A 26,753-nucleotide genomic window follows, 5' to 3' on the forward strand; every position below is an offset into this window, starting at 1 on the left:
GTTTTTAAAAAGTTAAGTTAATTCCTAAAAGGATGGTTCTCGATCTTGGATATGCAGAATAATCTACACCAGGCGTTAATCCTCCATTTGTACGGGTATTTACTTCAGGATCAAAACCTGAATAACCAGTAATGGTAGCCAAATTGTTTACCGTAGCATAGAAACGAAGGCTAGACAACTTAATTTTCTTCGCCAGATCAGTCGGTAGCGTATAACCCAGCGTAATATTGTTGATCCTTAAAAACGATCCGTCTTCTACAGCCCAATCGGTAAACAGGTTACTGTTTTCATAAGGGCGCCAGGTAGTTGCATTGGCATTGTATTCCTCTAGCTTTGCAGGATTATTGTAAATCGACTTACCATTTTGATCTATCGTGGTAAATCTGCCATTTACAGATTCTAATAAGTTTACACCGCGTAATCTTGAGTTGGTTAACTCAATTTTATTCGCATTGTAAATATCATTCCCTACACTAAAGTTCACGAAAATACTCATGTCCCAGTTCTTGTAAGAAAACTGTTGATTCAAGCCTCCAATAAATTTTGGCGCTGCATTTCCTATCACCGTCCTGTCTTCATCAGTATGGATCGCCGGACTACCGTCAGGATTTTTGATCGAGCCACCCAAATCCAAAAGTTTCATTGTACCTGGTTGAATGGTGCTTCTCGTTACACCAAAAAAGGAAGCAACATCTGGCTTAAGGGTATAAACCCCTGTAGTTGCATTAAAATTAAAATCACTTACTTTATAATAACCGTCTGAGCGGTATCCGTACATCTGGCCAAGTGGCTTTCCAACTTCAACTAAATAGTCGTTTCCTGTATTGCTATCCCAACCTGATGCATAACCTTTACTCGTGATGCCATCATTAAGCTTTTCAACCCTGTTCCGATTGAAAGACATATTATAACTTGCTGAATAGCTAAAATCTTTTGTTTGCACAATCAATCCAGACAATTGAAACTCTATACCACGATTTGATGTTGCCGCAATATTTTGGGTTTGTTGCGTATATCCAGAAGTTTGTGGAATAGGATTTTGCAGTAATAAATCTTTTGTACTGTTGTAATAAATATCAGTTGTAAACTGCACTCTGTTTTTGAAAAAACTTAAATCAAGGCCAAGGTTTCTTGATACTGTAGTTTCCCATTTCACATTAGGATTAGCCAACTGTGTGGGTACTACGCCTGGTACAAGTTGCTCATTCAATCCATAATAGGTGTTGGAAGAATAAAGCGGTAAGTAACTAAAATCATTGATCCGGTTATTACCTGTAGAACCATAACTCAATCTCAGCTTGGCATCAGAAATCACAGGTTTGATAGATTGTGCAAATTTCTCATCAGAAATTCTCCAGGCAAGTGCTCCTGAAGGGAAAAATCCCCATCGTTGCCCATCCATAAACTTTGAGCTACCATCGGCCCTGGCCGTTAAGGTAAGCAAGTATTTTTTGTCTAGCCCATAATTCACACGACCAAAAAACGAAAAGGTTCTGGCCATCACATTGTTCGTTGTAGGACGCGGCTGTGCCTGGCCTGCAGGTGGATTTCCCAAATTCATATTGGATAGTGCCTTTTCCGGACTAATACCTAAAGGGAAATATCTGGTCTCGGCGTTAAACTGCTCATTCCTGGTTTGATAAGATTCCTGACCAATCAATACATCGATATCATGATGTTTTGCAATATTCTTCTTGCTGTAAGTAACAGTATTTGAATTATTTAAAGAATTTACTACCCCTGTTAATATTGAAGCAATCGGCATTGCGGAATAAAGCGATGCCTGACCAGTAATTTCTGAATAGAAATTGTTTGTTCTGGAATTGTTATTGTCATAACCTACGGTCACTCTTGCGGTGATTTCAGGAGTTAATGCATAACTTAGATAACCCGACAAGTTGTATCTCTTCCCAAAAGTTTTTCGGTAAACCGCGGTGGCATTAATCACCGGGTTTCTCAAATCGGAAACTGCAAGATATTGGGCATCGTAGAAATCAATATCTGTTGGGTTTTTACTATCTATCGGGCGATAGGAAAGTGTATTCTTCAGGAAATTATCCCTGGCCAAACCCGGGCTTGATACGCCGGCACCATTAATTCGTTCATCAGTATATCTTACATTGAAACCAGCTCTGAATTTTTGATTCGGCCTTAACTCCATTTTGAAACCTAAAAGCTTACGGTCGAAGTCTGAATTAATCATCACCCCTTCCTGTCCATTGGTGGTTAAGCTTAGGTTATAGTTAATTTTTTCGTCTCCCCCGTTTAAACTCAAGTTATGCGTTTGCTGCAAAGCAACTTTTCCGAAAACCTCATTTTGCCAGTCGCGGCCTTTATCACGATACACTTCAAGGGTATCAAATGGACCATAATTATTCACAAACGAAGTACTATCAAGCACATTTCCGCGGCTGCGCTCATATTGATATTTAAGGTAATCAGTCGCATCCAACACATCTAACTTACCCAAAATTTTACTTGCGCCCACAAAACCATTGTAGCTAGCGGTCATTTTTCCACGCTTACCGGTCTTAGTGGTAATCAATACTACCCCATTTGCACCTCTCGCACCGTAAATGGCGGTAGAGGCTGCATCTTTTAGCACATCAATAGATTCTATATCCTGAGGTGACAGTGCTCTAAGCGCATTTTCAACCTGCACTCCGTCGACAATATATAATGGAGAATTATCTTGTGTGATAGAACTCCCACCCCTAATTCTGATCTGTACGTTGGTTCCGGGAGCGCCATCGGTAGCGGTTACCTGCACCCCCGCAAGCCTACCTGCAAGAGCCTGTTCGGCAGAATTAATTGGAATATCCTTAATCTGATCAGCACGAAGAGAAGAAACAGAACCGGTAAGGGCTTCTCGGGAAACTGTACCATAACCAACGTTTACAATGGTAACTTCCTGGAGGACATTAACATCATCCTGAAGCGTAATTTTAGCAGTCGTACCATCGGCAGCAATATTCACCTCCTTTTTAACATAACCTACAAACTGAACCACTAAAGTGGCCACACCAGATGGCACTGCGATTGAAAATTTACCTTCGCTATCTGTATTAATTCCCCGGTTGGTGCCTTTTAAGGATATGGTTGCCCCTACTATTATACCGCCTTTTTCATCGTTTACCTGCCCTTTAATTGTTCGATTTTGTGCCCATGCAATTTGTGCTGAACACAAAATCAGGGTTATAAAAATGTATATGTATTTCATAATCGATCAGTTGATTGGTGAACAATTAAATAACTGTAAGCAGAAATTATCATGGCTTAGCGCTTTTGGGCTCTTCAATAATCTCACTCGTTGAAAAGCCTCTTTTTTGAAATAGATGTTGTAGTTTTTCCTCATAATTTAATTGGTTAGCTTGGGCCCTCGAAGATGAAAACCCGGGTTTTTATTTTGATAATGATTTCAATGCAAACGGTTGCATAAGTAGAATCTAAAATTGGTTATAAATCTGATGTTGTAAAAAAATAAGTTGACTTGTGAATTTATTACTTAAGAAGATTCTCTTAAACGATTAACAATTTGAAAATTTGGTTAGCAATAAAATGTGACAAGGGCGAAGCCTTACTCCATTTTTGATAAACAAATTTAAATTGAGCTACAAAAAATGGGGTAAAAAAATTGACCAAAATAGTCTGTTTTCTGTGCAAATCCATTCTATTACTCTTAAAACCAAATTTTTTGAAGTTTAATTCGGATTAGCGAGCATTAAAAATATATTTCTTGCCAGCCACGGTATCAAAATCGAACAGGTTAGTTTTCGGAATTGCTATGCCTTTTAATTTTGCTTCTGTAGATAACATCGGACTTTTGATTTTATTTACCTGATAAAACTTATTCGTATTCTCTCCTTTTGATTTTACAAGCTTTGCATTTCCATTTAAACTTACCTGATCTGAAAGTCTTAACCGGCAGTTTCCGCCGATGGTTGATTGAACAATGAGCTTCTTCAATTTGCCATCTTTCCACTCCATATCAACCTCGAAGCCACCCCGAGCTTTAAGCCCTGTTATTTTCCCACTAGCCAAGGCATCCGGTAAAGCTGGCAACACGTAAATATTGCCATCATAACTCTGTAGCAACATTTCGGCGATACCTGCAGTACAGCCAAAATTGCCATCAATTTGAAACGGTGGGTGTGCATCCAAAAGATTTGGATAAGTACCTCCAGACTGGCCTTTGGTTTCCATCGGGGCTGGAGTTAATTGGTCAGAAATTAGCTTGTAAGCTTTATTTCCATCCAGCATTCGGGCCCACCAATTCACCTTCCATCCCATAGACCATCCTGTTGATTTATCTCCACGGTAAATCAGAGAATTCTTGGCAGCTTCCAGTAATTCAGGATTCCGAAACGGGGAAATCTGTCCAGAAGGATACAAGCCATAAAGATGAGAAATGTGTCGATGTTTATCATCGGGCCTATCTAAATCCTGTAACCACTCTTGCAATTGATTATATTTACCGATTTGCATAGGTGGCATTTTAGCTAATGCGGTCGATACAGAATCAGAGAACGATCCGTCGGTTTTTAAGATTTTCGCTGCATTAATCAGGTTGTTAAACGTATCGAAAATAAGCTGGTTATCCATAGTGGTTCCGGCAGCAACGCCTACGTTTTTTTCATAAGTATTTTCTGGCGACATCGAAGGTGCCATTACCAGCCATTTGGTTTTGGGCTCTTCCTTTAATACATCCAGATAAAACATGGCCGCACCCTTTAAAATTGGATAGTTTTCTCTTAAGAATTTGTCATCGCCGGTAAAAAGATAGTGTTGCCACAAATGTTGTGTAAGCCATGCGCCACCCATTGGCCACATGCCATAGAAACCACCGTCAACAATACCGGTAATTCGCCACAAATCGGTATTGTGGTGCATGTTCCAACCCCTTGCATGATACATTTGAGATGCGCTTTCCTTGCCAGTAGTGGACAGATCTTTTAGCATGGAAAATAATGGCTCATGCATTTCAAATAAGTTGGTAATCTCAGCAGGCCAATAATTCATTTCCGTATTGATGTTAACGGTATATTTGCTATCCCAGGGAGGCGAATTTTTATCATTCCAAATTCCTTGAAGATTTGCTGGCTGACCGCCGGGTTGTGAACTTGAAATTAAAAGGTATCGCCCGAATTGAAAATAAAGTGCCACAAGCTGTGGATCTTTATGATCGGCAAATTCCCTCACCCGAACATCAGTTGTTTTTTTAGATTGCTCGGAATCTCCCAATTCTAATGTTACGCGATTAAAAAATGACTGGTATTTCTTCTGATGTGTGGCAAGAGCCTCGTCGTATTTTTTAGCAATGGCTTTATTTAAAATTAATTTTGCTTTTACCAATGGCTCAGCAGTCAAATCTTTATAGTTTTTAAAGTTTGTAGCAATGGAGATGTAAAAGATTACCGAATTAGCTTTGCTCACCGTTATCGATGAATCAGTTTTATTTACCAATCCACCTTGTACAACAGGGGCCACTAATGCCTCGAATTTAATTTTTCCCTTTTTATTATCTACACTGCCACTATTGCCCGAGAGCTGAAGATAACTTCCGTCATTTTTAATCTGGTGATCTTTTTGGGTACTGGATAAGCCTAATGTGAAATTGATGCTATTAGGCTTGTCGGCAGTAATTTTCATCACAATGACATCATCAGTAAGAGACGCGAACACTTTCCTTGTAAATGTGGTATGGTCTACCTGATAGCTTACTGTTGATGTAGCATTGCTGATATCCAAATCGCGATAGTAATTGCTATAGTTTTGGTGACCTGGAAAAGTGATCCACAAATCTCCTACGGTTTGATAAGGCATACCGTAATTGAGATCAGCGGGCGCCTGGCGGGGAAAGGTTTGATTGGAAAGGGCTTGAGCTTGTTGGTTTTTACCCTGGAAAAGTAAATTCCTGATTTCATTTATCTGGCTCGAGGTATTCACTGGCACATTATTTCCAGGTTCACCTGCCCAAACGGTTTCCTCGTTCAACTGTAAATGTTCCCTTTCAGGATTTCCAAAGGCCATTAAACCCAACCGGCCATTGCCGAGCGGTAGTGCTTCGTTCCAATTTTGAGCCGGTTTATCATAGTGCAATTTAAGGAGCTGCTGTGCAACTGCATTAAAGGAGCTGACCGTAAAGGCTAACAGGAGGAATAGGCCGAAAATAATTTTGCTAGGGTCAATGCTGGTTTTTATGCTTCTCATATCTTTCTTATCCGTTGCAGATTGATGAATACTGAACACATTCAACAGTCTTATATTGGTTAGTAATGAGGCAAAAATATCATCAGAAGGATAAAAAGGGGTTTAAAAAATGTGCAAAGGGGTTTAAGTATTAGGCAAAATCAATTACTCACCTATTGATTTCAAATATTCTGAAGGAGACAGTTTGTATTTCTCCTTAAAGCAAGTGCTGAAGTATTTGGCATTGGTAAAGCCCACGGTATAGGCAATTACCGATATACTTTTTTCTCCGCCATCAAGGAATTGTTTTGCTCTCTGCAAACGCATGTGGCGCACAAATTCTACCGGGGCGAAATCTGTCAAACTTTTAAATTTCCGGTAAAAGGTAGAACGCCCCATGCCAATGGCTTCTGCAACAGAATCGATGTTGAAATCAGTGTTTTCCATGTTCTGCTCCACTATTTCAATTACCTTTTCCATAAACAGCTTATCTTTGTCCGTAATCACAATATCCGAAGGTTCAAGCGGCGGCAAATGTTTGTTTTCTACCAACTCGGTAAAAATCCTTTTTCGTTGCTTTATTAAACCAGCAATAGCGGCCATTAAAAACTCGTTATTAAAAGGCTTGGTGATATAATAATCAGCTCCATATTGCAAGCCTTTAATCTGGTCTTCAATTGAAAATTTTGCAGATAACAATACCACAGGGATGTGACTGGTCGAAATATCATTTTTTAATTGGTCAAGCATATCGATACCGCTCATTACCGGCATCATCACATCACTTAAAATTAAATCGGGTATTAATTTCTGGGCCTTTTGCAGACCCTCGGCGCCATCTCCAGCCGTCTCCACCTCATAAAACCGATTAAGTTGGGTAGTCAGGAAGTTTCTTAAATCATCATTGTCCTCCACCAGTAGCAGCTTCGCTTTGGGTTGTAAATCATCACTAAGTACCGGGGTTTTCCCCTCCCCTTTCGGGGCCGGTTTAACTGGCACAGCAACCTGTTGGCTTTCTATAAATTCTATATTTTCTCCAACAAAATGAGATTTATCAGTTAGCAAAGCCACTTTTACGGTCAGGCCTCGATCTTCGTTTTGATGTGCATAAATCTGTCCTCCATGCAGTTCAATTATTTCTTTTGAAAGCGCCAAACCAATGCCCGAACCTTTTTGATTCATATCATTCTGATGATCGACCTGGTAATAAAGGTTGAATATTTCTTTGAGTTGATTTGCCGGAACACCAACGCCCTGATCCTCAACTGAGAGATTAACATACTTCATTGAGGGGTCACTATCAATTTTCACCTCAATATTTGAATGATCAGCACTAAATTTAAAAGCATTGGAAAGCAGGTTATAAATTACAATCTCTAATTTGTCCTTATCACCCCAGATATTAAAGGCTAAATCACTTGGTATAAGGCTTAGGCTAATATTGCGTTGCAATGCAGTTTCGCGAAAATAAGTCAATACCTCTTTAACCAGCATACTTAAATCGAAATGAGCGATTTGCAGCTTCGCCTTACCACTTTCCAGCTTTCTGAAATCCAAAAGCTGATTGATAAAACGTATCATTCTGTTAGAGTTCTTTTTTACAATTTCAATCTGATCATATCCCTGAGGACTTAAAGCTTCGTTTTTTCCAATTTCTTCAATGGGATTCAAAATCAGCGTGAGCGGGGTGCGCAGCTCATGAGATATATTATTAAAAAAGTTGCTTTTTAATTCCGCCATCTTCCGCTCAACGGTAATTTTGTTTCGAAGATTGATCATGGTTGAGATTATTCTCCTCGCTCCCTCTATAAGCCCTAAGGCAATTAAAATATAAATGAAGTAAGCCCACCATGTTTTCCAAGGTGGAGGTAAAATGGTAACGGCCAACTGTTTGTATGGGAGATGGATGAAACTTTCGTTATCCAGGCTTTTTACCTCAAATACATATTTACCTGGAGGCAAATTGGTGTAGGTGGCTCTTCGCCTTTCTCTATTAATATTCCAATTTTGTTCAAAGCCCCGTAAACGATAAGCATATAATTGCTTAGCTCCTTTCTTCGAATCCAGCACGGCGTAATCAATGCTTAAAATATTTTGATCATAATTTAGCTCCAGCTTATTCAAATAATTAATATCGGCGTTGATTAAGCCATTCGAATCTGGAAATTGATCGACATTGTTTACCTGCAAATTAGTGAACACCATTTTTGCAGCACTTTTCTTATTCACAATACTATCCGGATGGAAATGAATATAACCGCGATTGGTTCCAAACACAATTGATTGATCAGCAAAACGCTGGCTTGCCGACTCAGAGAAAGTGACTTTAGGTAAGCCGTTATAAGTACCATAATTGGTAAACTCTTCTTTTACAGGATCAAATTTTGATAGTCCGTTTTGCGTAGCGGCCCAGATATAGCCGTGGCGATCCTCCGTACTGCTTAGTACGTAATCATTCGGAAGCCCTTGCTGGGTAGTATAGTTTTTAAAACTCACTTTTTTAAAAGGATTCTGTACGAATGCCTTATCCAGACCACCACCAGAGGTACTTAACCACATGCTATTCTTACGGTCTCGGAAAATAAATTGGATATCATTATTTCCAAGGCTATTTTTTACACCAGGCATTTTAGCATAGTTCGCAAATCGCAAACCTGGAGCACCAGCAGAACCCGCATCCTTAACCACTAAGCCACTTGTAGTTCCAATCCATATATTTCCGGCTCCATCTGATGCTAAGGTTCTAATCTTTTGAAAACCTTCGTGCGGGTAGCCTTTTAAACCGTTTTGCTTATGCAAGAACTTAGTATTACCCCCATTAACAATGGCTACATTTAAACCTTCATCGAAAGTACCGATCCAAATTTTTCCAAATTTGTCTTCCAGGAGAGAATAGATTTCATTGCTATTTACGGAATAGGGCTGTGATTGATTTTTTTTGAAATGAGTGAGTGAATAACTGGTCCTTTCTGCATTCAAGGGCTTAGCCAGATATAAACCATTTGCCTTTGTACCCAACCAAATATTGTTTTTACTATCTTCTAAAATGCAGTATACCGCACCTAAAGCATTCTTTTCGTGATCAACAAATTTAATAGGGACTTGCTTTCCATCCTTTAGCACATAAATGTTCCTACTTTTCTGCCCAAGCCAAAGGCGGTTTTTACGGTCTACCAAAATACCACGCACATCATTATCCGATCTTTGTATCGTTTTTTCTGTAGGAAATTTTTGTTTAAAATACCCCTCCTGGAGCACTACTTTATTTACACCTCGATCTACACTGCTAAACCAGATTACGCCGTCACCTTCATAAAATAAAGCTGTAACGGCATTTGGCAGATTATCGAATGATGGATTTTTACCGCTATTAAATATTTGAAATTTGGTTTTATCGCCTTCCAGATAACCTAATCCGGCATTTTTCATACTCACCCAAACCCTTCCCTTATTATCTTCAAAGGCCCTAAAGTACGTTCCGTTATAAGTATAGCCATCATCACTTGTTGCTGTTATTTTATTGAAACTATTTGTTTTTGGATTATAGGAGATTACGCCATTATTTTCAGGTTCAATCCAGATTAAGCCTGTTTTATCTTCGAACATCCAAGCCAATTTCTCGCCTGCCTGGCTTGTTCGAACAACATTAAATGGATTAGCGGTTACGGTAATCAGTTCTCCAACTGAAGTTGAAGCATAAATATTTTCACTAAACTTCGACGCTAAAATGCTATTAATTTTGCCTTTGGATATCCGGTTTATAGTTGCTGACAGATTTGATTTATTTACCACGAGTAGATTACCGGTGGCTGATCCGAAATAAAGGCTGGATTTACTTTCTGCAGAGGATGCAAAATCCTCGCCACTAAAAATGCTGGCATTAAGTTTTAACTGCACAAAACCTTTGTTCCGCTTGATTAAACAGATAAGACCTTTGTTAGTAGAGATCCAAATTTTCTTTTGAGCATCCTCCTGAACAAAATTGACAACGTTAGATGGAAATCTTACTGAAGAGGAGGAACTCGTAGAGAAATGTTCATATTTTTCGTGGAATTTCGGATCTGGGATGACAACTAAACCATCATTTTTGGTAATTAAAAATATTTCGCCGCCACTGCCAACCTTTATCCTATTAAAAAGCACCTTTTTGCCATGTTTAAGGCTGAACAGGTTAAATTGTTCTTTAACTTTATCGAAGCGGTAGATCTGATTATCATAAGCTTTAATCCACAAATTTGTTCCAAAATCTTCTACAATTTGATCAATCCTATCGTTTTTTAACCGCGAAAGATCTCCCGGAAAAGATTTGAATGATCTGAAATGATGGCCATCAAAACGGTTAATTCCATTCCAGGTGCCTACCCAAATGAAACCTTCACGATCTTTCATGATGTTCGTCACCGCATCATGAGAAAGGCCATTTTCTGTGGAATAAAAATCACTTTTGAAAGTCAGTTGGGCGTTTACCTGAATGCATGAGAGAAGAAACAAAAAAGAAAAGAGAAAGGTTAAGCGGCTCATATCCGGTTTAGGAAACTGTACTTTATTTGGTAAATCTGTAGTACCGAAAAACCTAATGGACTACGGTTAAATGTAGTGAATAATTCAAAACAATCAATTTTAGTTTCGTTTTAAATTAGCCTCAGCTGCTCAATCCCTTTAAGCCTATTTACAGATTTAATTGAAGTGCTAATTTATAATTAAGTCTTTTCTTGTATCCATGAGAGTAAGCATCCTGAAAAAGAGGAATAATAACTGGCATGACATTTAATTTCCATTATTGAGTTAACTTACTAATTGTAAGTATATTAATATCGAAAAAAGATGTTTATTTTTAAATAAATATTGATATCTCAAATTTAAAAAAATCCCTACAATGAAAACAATCTTTAGCACGGCTATACTTTTCCTGCTGACCCTTATTGCGCAGGCGCAGGTAGATACAACCAGTTATCCGAAAGAGCGGTTAGAAATAAAACAATTGCTGCGCAGCCAGAAACCCGGTACAGTAATCGATTGTGATGATTTTATTGCAGTTGGGCCAAAAGGCGATATTTCTTTCACCCGCCAGCAATGGATAGAAGCACAGAAAAAAGAAAAAGTTGTCTTTAGATATGTCACGCCCATTCCTGGACAAGAAATCATTAGGATTTACGAAGGAACGATGGCAGTTGTGAATGTACTCATCCAAGTTAGGCTTGGAATTGAAGGCAAAGATGTAGATATTAAGGTTAGACGGCTGGAAGTTTATCATAAAAAGCAAGGCAAATGGTGCAGAGTAGCCGGCCAGGGTACCCAGGTAGATGAAAATCTGTTTCCCGTAGATGCTACTGGCAAATTATAGTAATCGCCGAAAGGAAATTTTAAGAAGGAGGCGTCAGGTTAGTGTAATTGCTTAAGTCCATCTTTAGTAAAAAACGCAATACAAGGTAGTGAATTTCAAAGCCATGTATATATGCATTTGAATGATCGGAATTGAGTAGAATACTCTAAAATGAGTTTGACTGAGAGAAAATTTTAGAGCAAAAAAAAGCAGTTCTTTTCAGAACTGCTTTCAAAACTTTGAGGTTGGCGGCAGTCCGTGGTAGCAACAAATTCATTGATGATTTGAAGAGAATCGCAGAACTAGACGCGAAGATGACAGGGTACAATGAGCTCGGTAGGTTGATGAAATTACGAAAGGAAAGAGAAAAATTAATTCCTAAGGTTGTAGACAAGAAAACAAAAATCAGAGCTAAGCGAAAATCAAGAAAAGTGGCACTTCAGAAATGGATAATAAATATTATCGATTAAAGTCTGAACTTTTTAAAGTTTGTTATTATCCTTAAGGCCATATTAAAGTATTATGAGCATTGCTCACTTTAGTACCGATCATCGGGAGTATTTTCAATATTTGAAAGCCTTTTAACGGTCATTGTGGATAAGCCTGAGTAGATTGATCTCACCAAAATATTTGTTGCAAGTTTTTGGCTATCTTCATGTTTGTAAATTGGCGAGAGGGTGACAAATTTATTGGTATGTTCAAATAGGATGTAAACACAAACTTTATAGAGTGTATTGCAAATCTGTATCAGACTATACTCAAACTTTGCGACAAGCCAGTTGCTTATCGTAATTTGGTGAGTTCAAAGATCTGTTTTTTCAATTTTTCGTTTTCCTCCTTAAGTCTTTTTGCTTCCTCCATCTGGTCTTGAAAAGCTTCCTGAACTTCCTTTTGGGTATATCTTGGAGTTATGTGCTGGGGACAATTCCAGTCATAGCCTTGAATCTTAAAAAGCATAATGCGCATGGGCTTATACTTATAATCCTCCAGGCTGAGTTTTTCAAAAAGATCCGGACGATTGGACAAAGCGACTATTTCGACCTCGGCGAACATTTTTAATCTTGCCCTCGCAGCCTGATCCAGAAAAAATAAAGCTGCCTTGTTATTGGTGCTAATATTTCCCGTAGATATATATTGTTTATTTCCTTCAAAATCAATAAAACCTAGGGTTGAAGGATCAAGAACTTTTAAAAAGCCTTTCGGGCCTCCCCTGAACTGGATATAAGGGTAGCCGCTTTTGCTGATGGTTGACAAATAAAAATAATCCTGTTGAGCGATAAAACCTATCTCTTCTTCAGTGAGGCCTTCAGTGTCTCTAAATTGGGCCATCCGAGCATAGCCTGCCCGACTACCAAATTTTTCCTGTAATATTTTCACCTCTTCGGTAAAAGCAATGTCCTGATAGTTCATTTAGTTCTGGTTTGTCTTACAAATAATAAAATTAAATTTGAGGTTATAGTTATTATTATCATTCACTTACGCTTTTGGTGTTTGATTCTTTTTCCTCAATATCTCTTTAATTCCAAAAGTCCAGCATTGCTTTTGAACAGTGAATCAAGAACTAGTTTTGTTTATTAGAACCTTTGAAGGCGGTATACCATACTTATTTTTGAAGGCTCTTGAAAAATGGGATAAATCTTCAAAACCCAGGCTCAAGTATATTTCCGCGGATTTTTTATTTGTTGTTTTTAAAATCCTGTCTGCCTCCTCCAACCGGCGGTCCAGCAACCACTTTCCAGGAGATGTCTGGAAAACTTTTTCAAAATCCCTTTTATAAGCTGCCAAACTTCTCCCACTCAAATAAGCAAAACGCGATAAGGGAAGATTATATCTGAAATTTTCCTGCATAAATCGGGAAATATCTGTTTTGACGGGCTCCGAAAAGTCGAAAATGACATCCTGAAGTTCCGGCTGCTCTTTAAGCAGGATAAGTAGCGTTTCTTTTATCTTTATCTGTATTAATTCCGCGTTCGCAATCTCATCAACCTCATTAAACGCCTGCAAAGATTTCGCATGTGCTTCATACAAGGGATGTTTCTTCAACTTGATAACTGATGGACTACGTATACGATAACGTGGATGATAACCATGGGCATCCGCAAAGGATCTTAGCATTTCGGTTCTAAAAGCGACACTCAGGGATATATACGGACTGGTTTTGGAAGGCTGTTTACAGTATTTTAAAAGCCTGTTCTTTCTGACCAGCCGAAAGCTACCAGCTAAAAATTCCTGTACATGGCCATCATCGTCCACCATCAGCTTCCCCGAAATCTGATAGCTGAATAAAAGTTCCTGTGTATACTGTTCACCGGAAAAAGGTTCATAGTAATTAGTCGAAATGTTGATTTGCCTTGATGCCAGCATAAAAAATACATTTAAGAAACAAAACCCGCTGGTGCTTATAAGTACCAGCGGGAAGATAATTAAAATTTTGTAATTACTTTTGGCTCTACGTATTCTTCAATTCCATAAACCCAGGATGTCCTTCCAATTCCAGATTGTTTAAATCCTCCGAATGGTGATCTGCTTTCTTTGTTAACCACAGTATTGATAAGCACCCTGCCCGAAAGAATCTCGCTAGCCACGTACTTAAGTGTTTCAGGATCCTTACCGCTAACGTATCCCGACAAGCCATAAATGGTATCATTAGCGATCTCAATGGCCTGTTCAATTGTATCATATTCAATGACAGAGAGTACAGGACCGAAAATCTCTTCACGTTCAATTTTCATACCTGGCTTAACCCCTGCAAAAATAGTGGGCTTAGTGTAGTATCCTTGCAGGCCATCCGGATGTCCAAGACCTCCGACTAAAATTTCTGCCCCATCGTCTATCCCAGATTGAATATATTGCTGAACTGTTTCATACTGTTTCGCACTAACCAATGGGCCAATAAGGCTGTCATGAGAATGGAGATCACCGATTTTAAAATCCAGCGCCGACTTGATAAGTAAGTTTTTAATCTCAGAATATTTGGATGAGGGAATAATCAGACGTGTTCCTGCATGACAAGCCTGTCCACTATTAGTGAAAGCGATATATAGCGCTCTGGGAATAGCCGTTTCGAGGTCAGCATCTTCCAAAATTACATTCGGCGATTTTCCGCCAAGTTCCAGAACTACCCGTTTCATTGTATCTGCTGCTCCGCGGTAAATGATTTTACCAACATTGGTTGAGCCAGTAAATGTTATTACTTCAACATCGGGGTGTGCTGTGAGGGCGGCACCAACTACATTACCAGTGCCATTTAAAATATTTATGACGCCGTCAGGAATGCCCGCTGAGTGAAAACATTCTGTTAAAATTTGTGTTTGTTCTGCGCTGATTTCACTAGGTTTAATTACAATAGTGCACCCAGTTGCAATTGCAGGCGCAAGTTTGCCACAAATATGGGTATAATCTGCATTCCATGGCGTTATCGCTGCGATCACGCCTAATGGTTGGAGGATAATTGTTGCATGCTCAAGTGTCTTTGAAAATTCAAAACCATCCATAGCATCTTTCGTATCAAGAAAAATTTGGGCTGCGTAATGTGTGCGGCCTTTAGTTGCGCTGATGGGTGAGCCATATTCACTTACTGCAACAGCATTAAGATCATCCTTACGATCCATAATTGCCTGTGCTAACCTCTCCAACATCTCCCCACGCTCTTTTATAGTGGTTTTTGAAAAAGTTTTAAATGCTTTTTTCGCTGCAGCAACTGCAAGATCAACATCCTGCCCATTCGCCAACTTAACCTCCGAGGCCTTTGTACCATCTTCAGGATTAAAAAGTTCCAGGCTTTGCTGACCTATCGGAGAAACAAATTTGCCGTCAATGTAGATTTTATCAATTGTTTTCATCTTATTTTTTTTTCTGATGCAAAATTAATGAACCCAAATCCTTTTAATTTGCCCCATAAGCTCAAACCAACTTGTCTTAAAAGCTCAAGACAAATATTTTAAATTTATTAAATATCCCTGGTTATAAACCAATTAGACCGCAATTTCAATTTGGAAAGTTGAATGACCTAAAGGTTCTTCAACATGCGATGCAGGTATTGTTTTTAATGTAAATTTTAGAAATAAAACTACCTTACCTCTTTAAGTAAATGGAGTACTTTGGTAGAATACTCATCGGTTGAAGCGCCATAACTGGCAAGAAAAAACCTCAATTACCCTGCATTGATTCAATCGCATATAGTGATACTTCACCTACAGGGCCAGTATCGCCTTCGTTATTATAAATATCTACAATCCGAAATCTTCTATATTGAAGTTATTTTTATTTTTGAAGAAGCTATTCGTTTCGAGATTGAAATCGAGTATAAAGCCTCTTTCTTAGATCTCCTCGAGTGCAGTGGCGAGTACGTCATAGTAGAATTTAACCTTCATAACCTTTAGTAAAAGGTTAAAGGGTGAAAACTCCAGGAATTTAGAAGGTTCCAATCCCTCAAAACAATCTTTTTTATATTGAGATTTTGCCACTTGCGTGCATGAACCAATTCATTTAACCCCTTTTCGCCAATTCTCTAAAATACAGACAAGCAAAACTTTACAGCAAATATATTCTGGTGAGGCGGGGTCAACGTACTCTGGTTTATCCAGCCATTGTCCTAATGGTACTCGAACACCTGTTTTAAGGCATTTAAAACTAAATTATATATGTAATTAAAGATTTTTGTATTTAAATCACCGAAAAAGTGAATAATATGTCGAACACCAAAAAAATCTCAATAAAAGTATACACTGAACTGAAAAACAGATGATTAATGACAAAAAAAATGGGACGAAAATCTTGTGAAAAGACCTCGTCCCACTGGGGGTCGACAAGGGTTCGAATTAGTAATAAATTCATTGCTGATTTGAAGAGAATCGCCGAAATAGACGCGGAGCCGGCTATGTTGATGAAATTGCGAAAGGAAAGAGAAAAGCTAATTCCCGAAGTTGTAGATAAGAAGAAGGAAATTAGAGCCAAGCGAAAATCAAGAAAAGTGGCATTCCAGAAATGGATAATAAATATTACCGATTAAAGTCTGAACTAATTAAAGTTTGTTATTATCCTTAAAGCCATATTCAAAGCACTTTGATTATTGCTCACTTTAGTACCAATAATTGGGACTACTTTCAATATCTAAAAGCATTTTAATGCTTATTGAACCCATAGTGGATGATTGAAAAGCTAAAGGATTTATAAAATAAAACAGAATTTACCGAGCTACATTATTGAAGAAATGCCTTAAGTGGGCAACTTTAAACCGGAAAACTTGACAATCTCATTGATAGTAATTCTTGCCAAGTTCTTCTTAATTCAAATTTTCAAAATTCTGGTTTTTATTTTTGAGCCGTTGATACAAAACTTGCACCTTATTGGCAATTTGAAGATACTGTTTGTTTCCTGGCATCTTTGACTTTTATCTTTTTTTAGAAATTTTTTAAGACGAAAAGGCAATTACCTGCACATACTATTTATCAATATGTTTACCGCGTTGAATCACCATTTCGATGTTTTTTAAGCTGGTAATATCTATCAGCGGATTTTTCTTCAAAATCAATAAATCAGCTCTTTTCCCTACTTCAATACTGCCTCGGTTTTTTTCCTGACCGATAACTTCTGCAGCTATTTGCGTGGCTGAATACAATGCTTCGGCAGGTGTAAACCCACATTTATTCACAAAATAATTCAATTCATCGATGAGGCGTGGGTACGCTCTATTCAAATCAACAATTTGATCGGTTCCTGTCGAAATTTTAACTCCCTGTTCATGAACTCTTCTCAATAAAGCAAATACCCAAGGATCTTTTGCTTCAGACACACATAAAGTCGCATCCAAAATAGCATTGTGTTTCTTCATTGATTTACAAAATGGAATTATATCAATGCCTGCAATAATGCTGTCTTTATAAGCCAACGGTGTTGATCTTCGGTAAAATAGGGAATCTGTGCGCATCGTTTCCAGCATTGAAACGTGAGAAAGTACTTCAATACCCCCAATAACCACTTCAATAGGTTTGGCTGGATATAACATGGTGTGCCCCCAAACTTTTAAACCATGTCTTTTTGCAGCTGAAGTTACTTTGGCCAAAAAATCCTTATCGAAAGAATGGTATAATTTCACGCCAGTTGCACCACACGCTTTTGCTTCATTCATCGCTTTATCTAAATCATCGCCAGGCATTAAACGTTGCTCCCAAGGTGAATAAGGATCAGTCCTGATGTTTTGGCCGCGATTATAATACCAATCTCCCGCCATAAAAGAAGAGAAAAAAACATCAGTCCCAATCCGGTTTCCTTTACGGATTTGAGTTTGTGCCTGTAAAAGAGCGCCGCCATCCCCGCCTGCATCTCTAGCGCTTGTGATGCCATGTTTTAAGTAATATTCAAGATGATCAAAGGTTTTTTCTATTGAATTTTTGTGCGGTGAAGTAACATGAATATGGGTATCAATCAGTCCTGGAATAATAAACTGACCAGTCAAGTCCAAAGTTTTAGCATTTTTCATTTTTTTCGGAATGCGGCCAATTTTAAAAATTTTTCCGTTTTTTATAATGATAGATCTTTCCTCTTGAATTCTACCGGTTGAAACGTCGATAACGCTTGCATTCTTTAAAACAAGGATAGTATCTGCTTCTAAACGGGCTTCATTTGCTTTTACAAATAACAGTGTAGAAATGAGATAACTTAATATTAGTAACGTCTTTTTCATAGTAATTATAAATCAGGTTTAAATGAAAAAACGCAGCGGCATCCACCAACTGCGCTTGTTATCATTAACTATTAATCAATTTTTTTAACACTTATTTTAAAAGTTCTTCAAGCTTTTCTTCGAGCGCAGCACCTCTTAAGTTTCGGGCTACAATTTTGCCATTCGTATCAATTAAAAAGTTTGCAGGTAAACTTTTAACTCCATACCGGTCTGCAGTTTTTCCATTGGTAGATTTTGGATCGTTTAACTGCTTCCAGATTAACCCATCGTCTTTAACTGCCTTTAACCAATTCTCCTTTGAACTATCCATTGATAAACCAACAATTGTAAAACCTTTAGAATCATATCGGTTGTAAGCTTTGATCAGATTTGGATTTTCTAATCGGCAGGGACCGCACCAACTGGCCCAAAAATCAAGAAAAATATATTTACTCTTAAAATCCTTTAAGCTAAACAATTTCCCATCTGCATCGGCAAGCGAAAAATCGATGGCATTTGAACCTAAACTGGTATTAAAATTAGCCTCTGTAAAAGTTTTGATCCGCTTACCATAAGATGAGTTTTTTGTTTCTGCCGATAACAGATTATAATTCTCTAAGGCCTTATCCCGATTTGGATAAGTTACATATTGATCAAAAATTGCAATTGCCGTAGCTACTTGCGTAGGGTTTGCTTTTACAAATTTGCTAAATACACTATCTCTTGATTTTTTTTGCTTGTTTGCAAATTTTCTTCTGGCTTCTTTATCTTTTTCTTCGTTACCTGTTGCTTCAGGTCTTTTTCCGGGAATTGCATATAATGAGGTTTTAAGTTCATCTAAAACATCATTTTCTTTAGAACCGGTAATCTTTAATTCGAAAAATTTAGAGATATCTCCAGTGATATTTAATGAGCTTCCTTTTTCCATTAAAAATATTCGCATTTGATTATTTACCGAGTTGGTTAAAGTACACCGCACCGACTCGTTAAGCAGAATATCTTTTGAAAAAACATCTGAGTTCGCGAAAGCAGAATCTTGACTAACAATATCATCCAATTCATAGGAAAATATTACCTTCCCACTCTTCAATCCACCGATATTAGCTGATACACGCACAGTAGATTGTGCATGTAAGTCAGCCATAAAACTTAAGATTAAAAGTACAATCCCTAATAACTTGACTTTATTCATTATGTTAATAATTTAAACCTGGAATCGGACTTTCATTTACAATTTTATCTAACATATGTTTTAAATATTGAAAGTGAATTTTGGTATCCTGATCTTTTGCCGTAACTGCACCTCTTCCAATATCTCTACGTAAATCTTTAAGGTGCGCAAAGGCCAAAGCTTTAACATTTGAATACAATAACACATCAGTTGGGGTTACGGATGCCAAAATATTATCAGTAGATCCCTGTAACGCAAAACGTTTATTGTACATGGTGATGATACTGCCAACATACATTTTTTGTAATGCCCGGCGATATTCATCCGTTGATTTACCTGTTTTTAACTCACTAAAAATTCCATTCTTTAAATCATTCAACCATTCTTTTGGTGAATATGCACCCTTACCATTATCCCTTTGATTCACCATCATTCTATAAAGTCGTGATTGCGAAGTCACAGATGCAACTACACCTTGTTGTACAGCTTGAACGGCATTAAAACTAAAACCGGGATCGATTTTATTTAAAATTTCTTTGTTGGCTAGCCATTTCGGAGTATTAAATACCTGATCATTGTAAAATTTTATAGCTTCTTTTTGTTTAGCTAAGCTTACAGCCTGATAAACGGCTCCTGGCTGGTCAGTACTTTTCTCAGTAACCATTACACCACCTAAATATTTCAAAACATGAAATGCGTAGCGGCTATATTGTCCAACGGCTTCTTTATACATCTCATCTAAATTGCCATAACCTTTTCCATCCTCTTTTGTCCAGTTGATTAACTGCGGAACAATTCTCTTAAGGTTTTTGATACCATATAAACTTGCTTTGATTGCATCATCGCCCAAATCTTCAGATTGCGATCGAGGATCGTGATCTCTACCTTCACCACCAAACCATAAACGTTTGTTGCTGGCTAAACTATCAATTGTTATTTTGTTTAATATTTTAGCTTCTGCTTCAGCACTCGGCTGATCAAGAATGGGTTTATACCCCCACTGAATCGCCCATTTATCATAGTCATTAATTCTTGGGTAAATACCTGCCGCGGTAATATTATCTCCGGGCTGTGCTACATAATTAAAACGGGCATAATCCATAATAGAAGGTGTGTGACCATGTGCTTCAACCCACGCTTTATCACGAAGTTTTTCAACCGGAACAGTGCTACTTGCCCCCATATTATGCCTTAAACCTAAAGTGTGACCAATTTCATGTGATGAAACGAAGCGAATTAACTGCCCCATCAACTCATCATCAAATTTATTCTTACGTGCTCGGGGATCGATAGCACCAGCCTGAATCATGTACCAACGATGAACCAGGTTCATCACATTATGATACCAGCCAATGTGGCTTTCTAAAATTTCTCCAGTTCTTGGATCAGCAATATTTGGTCCATAAGCATTTTGCTGAGGGGATGCAAAATAACGAATTACCGAAAAACGGGCATCATCCAAACTCATGGTTGTATCTGCCTCTGGCCATTCTTTAGCTAAAATCGCATTTTTAAAACCAGCCTGTTCAAAAGCCTTTTGCCAATCGTTAACACCTGCAATTAAAAATGGTCTCCATTTTTTCGGGGTTGCCGGATCGATGTAATAAACAATCTGCTTTAGTGGCTCAACCAGTTCTCCTTTTCTGAATTTTTCTAAATCTTCCACTTTTGGCTCTAGTCTCCAGCGGTGAATAAATGCTTCTTGTTCTACCTTTTGCTGATTATCGTTGTATCTAACATTTGCGCTGGCGAAGAAGCCAACCCTAGGATCGTATAAACGTTTTCTTAAAGGATTTTCAGGAAGTTTAATAAATGAAGTATTCATGCCCAGGGTTACTGCACCGGCTTCACTTACAGCCGGAAGTTTAACACCAGTTGCAGTGTATGTTCTAATGCTCCTTACCTCTGTATTCATAGGGAAGCTTTTTACACTTTCGATGTAGGAGCGATCGGCAGCCTGCATTCCGAGACCATAAGCCTTTTTATTATCGCCATTAAAGGCCAACAATGGCGATTCACTGATTAAAAAATCAGTAACATCAATAACTACACCTGAAGAATCCTTACTTTTCGCCTTGATTGGAAAAGCAGCTAAAATAGGGTTGAGATTTGAACTTGCTACTGCTTTCGAAATCATATCGGTTGAATCGGCAATACTCACTGTGGCCGAAACCTTTAAAAACAATTTATTATTTGGACCTAATTCCCAATAAATAATTTTCGATGCAACTTCCTCTCCCCCATAATTACCTGCACCAGGAGTAGATTTACTCAGGCGGTTAACCGCCAGGATTTCTTTCTTCAAAAGCTGATTAGGGATTTCAAAAAAGTATTTGTCATTCAGTTTATGAACAGTAAATAAACCTTTTTGGGTTACTGCTTTCGCTGTAATAATTTCAGCATAAGGTTTTATCGCCGTCTTTGTACTATCGGCTTTTGGTTTGGCCGCTAATGCTGCCGAAGCCGCTTTTGCAGCAGCTGCTTTCTTTTTGTTGTTGTTAAAAATGCTACAAGAGCTTGCCGTTGTGATAAGCAAAGCGGTAGCTAACACCAGGCTTTTAGGCCCAGCGTTAAGGTTGAATATGTTATTTTTCATGTTTCTGTTTAGTAACCCGGATTTTGGATTAAGTTAGGGTTGGCATCTATGGCATTATTAGGTAATGGAAGTAATTTAGCAGCCGGTCTGTAGCTGGTTTTCAAGGCACCAAGAACAGCATCAGCCTGCCCGGTTCTTTTTAAATTGTACCAACGGTGTGCCTGTTCGCAGAAGAACTCCTTTCTGGCTTCCATTAAAATCTCATCTAGTAAAGTTGCTTGTGCAGTAGTTGTACTCACTGCAGTTTGTGCCCTCGAACGGATGACGTTTAAATCGCTTAAAGCACCACTTAGGTTAGTTCCAATTCTCGTTCTTGCTTCTGCTCTGATTAAATATTGTTCAGCTAAACGCAATACCGTAGGCGATTCAATTACTCCCGCGGCTGCAGCCAATGCCTGCGTGGTGTACTTATATTTGTAAGGCACAGCTTTAACCACTCCGGCAACAGTGTAGTTGGTCATCCAACGCTGACGACGAAGATCAGTGCTGGTGAAAAGATTTAAGAAAGCAGGACGAATCTCAAATTGTGGATCACTACCTGTAAATGGTAAAAATGTACCGGCTTCAACCGTGTATTGGTTAGTTACCGCCAATGGTGATGACATTTGCCAGATGCTTTCGGTGTTATTTTTCGTCCATACTCCGGTAGCGATATTTGCAGATGGAATCATGGCATATAAACTGGAAGCAATTACCTCTGAAGCGTTACTTTCCGCAGCCGCATAGTTCTCAGTAAATAAATTCACTCTGGCCAGTAAAGAAGCCGCAACAAATTTGTTTACCCCCAATCTGGTATTCGATGAAGCAGAATAATCAGCCAAAAGATTGGCTTTAGCTTCGGTTAAATCAGCAGTGATTTGGGCATAAACATTTGCCACTGTTTCCTTAGGCAACATGGCACTCACACCTACATCAGTAGTTAAAACCAACGGAATGCCCCCAAATGTATTAACCAAATTGAAATAACAATAAGCCCTGATTACTTTCGCCTCGGCAGTGAATTGTTTTTTTACAGGATCTGTTGTTCCAGGATACTTTTGCAATCCTTCAATAATTGCGTTTGCTCTATATATAATGGCATACCAATCTGAAAAAATAGATCCCTGAGCCGAGCTTACTGTAGTATATGAATTATCAAAAAGTTCACGATATGTTGGGTTTACGCCTATATATAGCAAGTCATCAGCTTGAATCGAACTGTACACAGGTAAAAATGTAGTTTGTGTGGATGTTGATGCCAGGCCAGTGTAAAGGCCAGCCAAAGCATTCGCAGCCATTTTATCAGAAGAAAAGACAACAGAGGTTGTAATCTCATTCAAAGGTGGATCAATCTCCACTGTTTTTTCACATGCAGAAAAAACCAATGTGGCTAAAGCCATGCTACAAAGCAATATTTTTTGATATGATTTTGTCATGATTGAAATGTTTAAAAAGTGAATTGTAAACCTGCAACAATTGTACGCAGTGGCGGAGTAGCTACCCCTTGTGATTCTGGATCGAAACCTTTATAGCCAGTTATGGTCCATAAATTCTGCGCATGTGTAAATACCCTTATATTTTCTGCATGCAATTTCGATAACCATTTTGCAGGCAAGTTATAAGATAGGCTTACGTTTTTAAGTCTGATGAAAGAAGCATCAACTACGTTAGCATCAGATCCTGTCCAGTTGCTATAACCAAAATAGGCAGCTCTACCATTCAAACCGCCAGTTCCGGCAGTTACCAAATAATCCTGAGATCCTAAGGCCAGATAATCATTAACTACACTAGCTGCCGCATTATACATATATCCAGGAGGATAGAAAGATGCATTAGCCAAACTTCTACCCTGCTGTTTCACAAATTGAAAGGTAAAATCAAAATTGAAGTTTTTATAAGTAATTGAGTTGGTTAATCCCCCAAAGAATTTTGGATAAGTCGTTCCGATATAATATCGATCTCCCCTTCCAATTTCTGATAATCCTGTAGTAGGAGAAGCGGTTCCACCCGTTCCGTTTAGATCTGCAAATGCTGGTAAATTAGTAGCCGGATCAATACCTAAAAACTGGTAACCAGCAATAAAACTGATCGGTTTACCAACTAAATAGCTGGTATAATATGATGTTTTTTCAATACCCGGAAATGATAATAACTTGTTCTCATTCTTACTGATGTTGAACGACGATGTCCAGGTAAAATCCTTGCTCTTAATATTTGTACTGATTAAACTTACTTCTAAACCCGAATTTTGCACATTTGCAGCAAGGTTACTTTGATAACCTGTAAAACCCGCTTGAGGACTTAGTGGATAGGTGATCAATTGATTTCCACTTCTGTTTCTATAATAAGAAGCAACCAATGATAATCTATCTTTAAAGAAACCCAATTCTAAGGCAACTTCCAGTTTTTTGGTAGTTTCCCACTGATAATCATCATTGGCAATACGAGAAGGGTTTAGGCTTGAATTTCCATTATAAACTGCGGTAGAGGTAGAATATGTAGCCAGATAAGCATAGTCGCCAATATCATCGCTACCAACAGTTCCGTAACTTCCACGAAGTTTACCAAAGCTAAACCAGTTTGTTTTTTCTTTTAGGAAAGCTTCTTCGGTGAAAATCCAGGCGGCGCCTATTGAACCGAAATTGCCGAACTTTTTATTTGGGCCAAATCGTGATGAACCATCTCTTCTGAAATTCGCATTCACAATGTACTTATTTTCAATATTGTAATTCACACGTCCAAAAAGTGAAGCATACTTGAATTCTTTCGATGAAGCAGCTGTTGAAATAGTAGTTGCCGAAGATATGTTCCTTAAAAAATCATCTGATGGAAATCCTGTTGCGCTTGAATAATAAGGCTGTTCTGATTGCCTATATTGATATGTTCCACCTGCCAAAACGTTTAGCGAGCCTTTCCAAACCTTATGATTGTAGGTAATTTGAGGCTCAACAATATAAGTATTGGTGTAAGTATAAGCATAAGATGCTGAACCAGAAGTAGGAACTGAGAACGCAGTATTTAAAGAACTTAACGGCCTGATGGTCGTTTGTTTCATATCAGTTTTACTATAACCAAATGATGATTTGATATCCAAGCCATCTAAAATGTTGTATTTTAGGCTTAAGTTTGATGATAAATTACTGCTTCTGTTATCATTGGTTTGGTATAAAAAACCAAGTGGATTATTTAAACCTGATACCCAATATAAACTTCCGTCTGCTTTGTAAAGCGGATAATTTGGTGGCAAATTATACGCAAATGTTGCCAAATCTGTTGTCGATATATCATTCTTATCGGTAGAGTAAATAGCAGAAAAACCCAAATTGAACTTTTGATCGAGTGAGCTATGATTGAGATTTACATTAAAACCACCACGCTGATAGGATTGATCACCGGGAAACACATTTCCTTCTTTATGATAAGTTCCGCTGATGTAAAAATTGGTTCGATTATCTCCACCCGAAACATTAGCGCTAATGTCATTTGTTCTGGCAGTTCCGCCCAAAATTTCTCTCAACCAATCCGTATTTGCGGTTTGATCCCATACCAATAAATCAGGAGCAGTAGTTGTTGATGGTGCAGCGGGATTTGTGGTTACATTAGCAAAACCTTTTCTGCGTAATGCAAGATATTGATCTACGCCTAACATTTCTAAAAAACGAGGAACTACAGAAGCGCCAGATGACGCATTTACACCAAATTTGGTTTTACCCGATTTACCTCTTTTTGTAGTGATTAAAACAACACCATTAGCAGCCCTTGAGCCATAAATCGCAGTTGCATCTGCATCTTTTAGTACTTCAATACTCTCAATATCAGCTGGATTAATGATATTTAACGGACTGGTCTGGCCTTCTGCTGATGGCAATCCTGTGTTTCCTGATGACGATGCAGCCAGGTTAATCTGTTCTGACAAAAATGGTACCCCATCCACAATATAAAGTGGTCTGTTGGCTTTACCAATTGAATTTGCTCCACGAATCTGAACATTCATGCCCGCTCCTGGTAAACCGTTGGTTTGCACAACAGATACACCTGGCATTCTGGCCTGAAGTGTTTGCAGAAGATTGGTTACGGGCTGCTTTTCTATTTCTTTGGCAGTAATTCCAGATTGAGATCCTGTGGTGGTTCTACGGGTTGTTGTACCATAACCGATAATTACCACCTCGTCTAATCTAGCGGGATCAAGCTTCATTTTCACCGTTAGGTTTGCCGCAGAGTTTACCGTAATATTCTGTGTGCTGTAACCAATATAACTAAATTCAATAACCGTGTTTGGGCCTGCTACGCCAATAGCAAAGTTACCTTTAGCATTAGTTGAAACAGCCTGACTACCGTTTTTTACACGGATAGATACGCCGACCAATGGTTCATCTTTTTCATCAACCACCTTACCATTTACCACGAAGCCATCGCGTTTGCCAGCGAAGTCTTCTGCTAAAATTTGAGGTTGTTTAACGGATTCAACTTCTTTCTCTGTTTGGGTTTTAACAACTATAAATTGATCATTAATCACTTCATAGGTAAGATTGTTCACATTCAAAATCTGATCTAAAAGATCTTTCAGTTTGATATTATTATAGCTACCGCTGATAGCGCCAACATTTTTTTTGATCTGATTATTATAAACCAATCTGAATTTGGCTCTTTGCGCAATAGTTTTTAATACGTTTTCAAGTTTTTGGTCAGAAAACTCAATGGATAATCTTTTTTCAGTTAGCTGTGCATTAACTGATGATGACCAGCTAAACTGAACAGCAATGGCTATACCCAAAATTTGTAGTAGAGAAAATTTCATAATCCTAGTTAAAATGGGGAGTGCAGCAGCTTC

The 26,753-nt window shown here is 38.3% G+C and carries 13 protein-coding genes; 2 read left to right on the top strand and 11 right to left on the bottom strand.

Annotated features, from left to right (window positions below; all coding sequences use genetic code 11):
* Window positions 1-4: 4 nt before the first annotated feature.
* From ACZZZC_RS14995 to ACZZZC_RS15005, 3 genes are all read right to left on the bottom strand, one after another.
* Window positions 5-3,220 carry a SusC/RagA family TonB-linked outer membrane protein gene (locus ACZZZC_RS14995; protein WP_463487513.1) on the bottom strand — a complete coding sequence of 1,072 codons (3,216 nt, stop codon included), beginning with the start codon at window positions 3,218-3,220 and terminating at the stop codon, window positions 5-7.
* A 491-nt stretch (window positions 3,221-3,711) separates the two neighbouring features.
* On the bottom strand, window positions 3,712-6,210 hold the full coding sequence (locus ACZZZC_RS15000; RefSeq protein ID WP_463487514.1) for a glycoside hydrolase family 95 protein: 2,499 nt from the start codon (window positions 6,208-6,210) through the stop codon (window positions 3,712-3,714).
* Between the two features lie 144 nt (window positions 6,211-6,354).
* Window positions 6,355-10,710, bottom strand: coding sequence for a hybrid sensor histidine kinase/response regulator transcription factor (locus ACZZZC_RS15005; protein WP_463487515.1), 4,356 nt, complete (start codon window positions 10,708-10,710; stop codon window positions 6,355-6,357).
* Between the two features lie 355 nt (window positions 10,711-11,065).
* Between ACZZZC_RS15005 and ACZZZC_RS15010 the strand changes: the two genes are divergently transcribed.
* The gene (locus ACZZZC_RS15010; protein WP_463482786.1) at window positions 11,066-11,533 is read left to right on the top strand and encodes a nuclear transport factor 2 family protein; all 468 of its coding nucleotides are present in this window, start codon (window positions 11,066-11,068) and stop codon (window positions 11,531-11,533) included.
* A gap of 762 nt (window positions 11,534-12,295) precedes the next feature.
* Here ACZZZC_RS15010 and ACZZZC_RS15015 read toward each other — a convergent pair.
* The 3 genes from ACZZZC_RS15015 to ACZZZC_RS15025 form a co-directional block, all read right to left on the bottom strand.
* Window positions 12,296-12,922: a pyridoxamine 5'-phosphate oxidase family protein gene (locus ACZZZC_RS15015; RefSeq protein WP_463482787.1), complete on the bottom strand. Its 627-nt coding sequence runs from the start codon at window positions 12,920-12,922 to the stop codon at window positions 12,296-12,298.
* Between the two features lie 144 nt (window positions 12,923-13,066).
* Window positions 13,067-13,876 (bottom strand): helix-turn-helix transcriptional regulator, encoded by an 810-nt coding sequence (locus tag ACZZZC_RS15020; protein ID WP_463482788.1) that lies wholly within the window; start codon window positions 13,874-13,876, stop codon window positions 13,067-13,069.
* A gap of 59 nt (window positions 13,877-13,935) precedes the next feature.
* On the bottom strand, window positions 13,936-15,354 hold the full coding sequence (locus tag ACZZZC_RS15025) for an aldehyde dehydrogenase family protein (RefSeq protein ID WP_463487516.1): 1,419 nt from the start codon (window positions 15,352-15,354) through the stop codon (window positions 13,936-13,938).
* 1,001 nt (window positions 15,355-16,355) lie between these two features.
* Between ACZZZC_RS15025 and ACZZZC_RS15030 the strand changes: the two genes are divergently transcribed.
* On the top strand, window positions 16,356-16,523 hold the full coding sequence (locus tag ACZZZC_RS15030) for a hypothetical protein (RefSeq protein WP_463487517.1): 168 nt from the start codon (window positions 16,356-16,358) through the stop codon (window positions 16,521-16,523).
* 432 nt (window positions 16,524-16,955) lie between these two features.
* On the opposite strand, the gene ACZZZC_RS15035 is transcribed toward ACZZZC_RS15030, so the two are convergent.
* From ACZZZC_RS15035 to ACZZZC_RS15055, 5 genes are all read right to left on the bottom strand, one after another.
* The gene (locus ACZZZC_RS15035; RefSeq protein ID WP_463487518.1) at window positions 16,956-18,197 is read right to left on the bottom strand and encodes an amidohydrolase family protein; all 1,242 of its coding nucleotides are present in this window, start codon (window positions 18,195-18,197) and stop codon (window positions 16,956-16,958) included.
* A gap of 91 nt (window positions 18,198-18,288) precedes the next feature.
* Window positions 18,289-19,368 carry a redoxin domain-containing protein gene (locus ACZZZC_RS15040; protein WP_463487519.1) on the bottom strand — a complete coding sequence of 360 codons (1,080 nt, stop codon included), beginning with the start codon at window positions 19,366-19,368 and terminating at the stop codon, window positions 18,289-18,291.
* Between the two features lie 4 nt (window positions 19,369-19,372).
* The gene (locus tag ACZZZC_RS15045; protein ID WP_463487520.1) at window positions 19,373-21,943 is read right to left on the bottom strand and encodes a zinc-dependent metalloprotease; all 2,571 of its coding nucleotides are present in this window, start codon (window positions 21,941-21,943) and stop codon (window positions 19,373-19,375) included.
* Window positions 21,944-21,951: 8 nt separating this feature from the next.
* On the bottom strand, window positions 21,952-23,358 hold the full coding sequence (locus tag ACZZZC_RS15050) for a RagB/SusD family nutrient uptake outer membrane protein (RefSeq protein WP_463487521.1): 1,407 nt from the start codon (window positions 23,356-23,358) through the stop codon (window positions 21,952-21,954).
* An 11-nt stretch (window positions 23,359-23,369) separates the two neighbouring features.
* Window positions 23,370-26,720: a SusC/RagA family TonB-linked outer membrane protein gene (locus tag ACZZZC_RS15055; RefSeq protein ID WP_463487522.1), complete on the bottom strand. Its 3,351-nt coding sequence runs from the start codon at window positions 26,718-26,720 to the stop codon at window positions 23,370-23,372.
* Window positions 26,721-26,753: the final 33 nt, after the last annotated feature.

The sequence above is a fragment of the Pedobacter sp. AC212 genome (assembly GCF_979258625.1).

What these genes read in the sequence shown, in the direction of transcription:
- ACZZZC_RS15040 (WP_463487519.1), bottom strand. Translation starts at nt 19,368, where the DNA reads ATGAATAAAGTCAAGTTATTAGGGATTGTACTTTTAATCTTAAGTTTT.
- ACZZZC_RS15015 (WP_463482787.1), bottom strand. Translation starts at nt 12,922, where the DNA reads ATGAACTATCAGGACATTGCTTTTACCGAAGAGGTGAAAATATTACAG.
- ACZZZC_RS15010 (WP_463482786.1), top strand. Translation starts at nt 11,066, where the DNA reads ATGAAAACAATCTTTAGCACGGCTATACTTTTCCTGCTGACCCTTATT.
- ACZZZC_RS15035 (WP_463487518.1), bottom strand. Translation starts at nt 18,197, where the DNA reads ATGAAAAAGACGTTACTAATATTAAGTTATCTCATTTCTACACTGTTA.
- ACZZZC_RS15000 (WP_463487514.1), bottom strand. Translation starts at nt 6,210, where the DNA reads ATGAGAAGCATAAAAACCAGCATTGACCCTAGCAAAATTATTTTCGGC.
- ACZZZC_RS14995 (WP_463487513.1), bottom strand. Translation starts at nt 3,220, where the DNA reads ATGAAATACATATACATTTTTATAACCCTGATTTTGTGTTCAGCACAA.
- ACZZZC_RS15045 (WP_463487520.1), bottom strand. Translation starts at nt 21,943, where the DNA reads ATGAAAAATAACATATTCAACCTTAACGCTGGGCCTAAAAGCCTGGTG.
- ACZZZC_RS15005 (WP_463487515.1), bottom strand. Translation starts at nt 10,710, where the DNA reads ATGAGCCGCTTAACCTTTCTCTTTTCTTTTTTGTTTCTTCTCTCATGC.
- ACZZZC_RS15025 (WP_463487516.1), bottom strand. Translation starts at nt 15,354, where the DNA reads ATGAAAACAATTGATAAAATCTACATTGACGGCAAATTTGTTTCTCCG.
- ACZZZC_RS15050 (WP_463487521.1), bottom strand. Translation starts at nt 23,358, where the DNA reads ATGACAAAATCATATCAAAAAATATTGCTTTGTAGCATGGCTTTAGCC.
- ACZZZC_RS15020 (WP_463482788.1), bottom strand. Translation starts at nt 13,876, where the DNA reads ATGCTGGCATCAAGGCAAATCAACATTTCGACTAATTACTATGAACCT.
- ACZZZC_RS15055 (WP_463487522.1), bottom strand. Translation starts at nt 26,720, where the DNA reads ATGAAATTTTCTCTACTACAAATTTTGGGTATAGCCATTGCTGTTCAG.